At 70.9% G+C, this 1,175-nt stretch carries 2 protein-coding genes; one reads left to right on the forward strand and one right to left on the reverse strand.

Features of this window, described 5'->3' with window-relative positions; translation table 11 throughout:
• On the reverse strand, nucleotides 1-357 hold a 357-nt coding region (locus ACFV4G_RS41465; RefSeq protein ID WP_380448453.1), incomplete at its 3' end, for an MFS transporter.
• A gap of 223 nt (nucleotides 358-580) precedes the next feature.
• Between ACFV4G_RS41465 and ACFV4G_RS41470 the strand changes: the two genes are divergently transcribed.
• Nucleotides 581-1,054: a MarR family winged helix-turn-helix transcriptional regulator gene (locus tag ACFV4G_RS41470; RefSeq protein WP_380448455.1), complete on the forward strand. Its 474-nt coding sequence runs from the start codon at nucleotides 581-583 to the stop codon at nucleotides 1,052-1,054.
• The last annotated feature ends 121 nt before the right edge of the window (nucleotides 1,055-1,175 follow it).

Here is a 1,175-nt window from a genome sequence, read left to right on the forward strand (position 1 = left end):
GAGGTCGGCGGCGACCACCGAGCCGATCCCGAAGAACGCGCCGTGGGCGAGCGAGGCCACGAGGCGGCCCGCGAGCATGACGCCCATGCTCGGGGCGGCGGCGGACAGCAGGTTGCCGGCGACGAAGAGGCCCATGAGGAGCATCAGCATCGTCTTGCGGCCGATCCGGGTGCCGAGCACCGTCATCAGCGGCGCGCCGATGACGACGCCGATCGCGTACCCGGTGACCAGGAGCCCGGCGGTGGGGATGGACGCACCGTAGTCGCCCGCGATCTCGGGCAGCAGGCCCATGATGACGAACTCGGTGGTCCCGATCCCGAAGGCCCCGATGGCCAGGGCGAGGAGTGCGAGAGGCATGGCGCGTCCTCCAGACGAGATTGCTACAGCGCCTTACGAGCCTCGACAATAGTTGCAGACGCGGCATAGGTGCAACTGCGGGCTTTTGCTCGTGGTGACTCTGCTCGTCCGCCCCTCCGCCCCGCCGGCCGGATGCTTGTATAAGCGGGATACATGCCCAGGCCGAAATTTTTGCCGAGGGCTTATCCTTGACACCGTCGAACCCGGAAGGAGACCCGCGCCCATGACCGCCACGGATCCCGCGCTGACCGCCCTCGCCAACGGCTGGGCCGCCCTGTACCTCCTGGCCGGCCGGATCGAGGCGCACATCGAGCGCAGCCTGCAGGCCGGGCACGACCTGAGCGTGCGCGAGTACTCGCTGCTCGACGTGCTCAGCCGCCAGCACGACGACGAGGGCGGCCACCTGCAGATGAAGCAGGTCGCCGACGCGGTCGTCCTCAGTCAGAGCGCGACGACCCGCCTGGTCACCCGCCTGGAGGACCGCGGCCTGCTCTCGCGCTACCTGTGCCCGACCGACCGTCGCGGCATCTACACGAACGTGACCGAGGACGGCCTGAAGCTGCTGGAGGCGGCCCGTCCGACGAACGACGCCGCGCTCCGCGAGGCCCTCGACGAGGCCGCGAAGAACCCCGATCTCGCCCCCCTCGTCAAGGCCGTGGAGGGCGTGAACCCGCTGTCGGCGCTTGCGCGGCGCTGAACGCCCCGTACGACGAAGCGCCCCCCCCCCCCAACCCCGGGGGGGCGGGGGAGGTGATGGGGTGTGGGGGGTCCCACACGGGGGCCGAGCGGGCGACCAATCACGGTCCACCGGGGGGGCC

The organism is Kitasatospora sp. NPDC059747 (genome assembly GCF_042732955.1).
Lineage (GTDB): Bacteria > Actinomycetota > Actinomycetes > Streptomycetales > Streptomycetaceae > Kitasatospora.

Bases quoted from the DNA above. Each gene is read 5' to 3' on its own strand.
- ACFV4G_RS41470 (WP_380448455.1), top strand. From the start codon at position 581: ATGACCGCCACGGATCCCGCGCTGACCGCCCTCGCCAACGGCTGGGCC.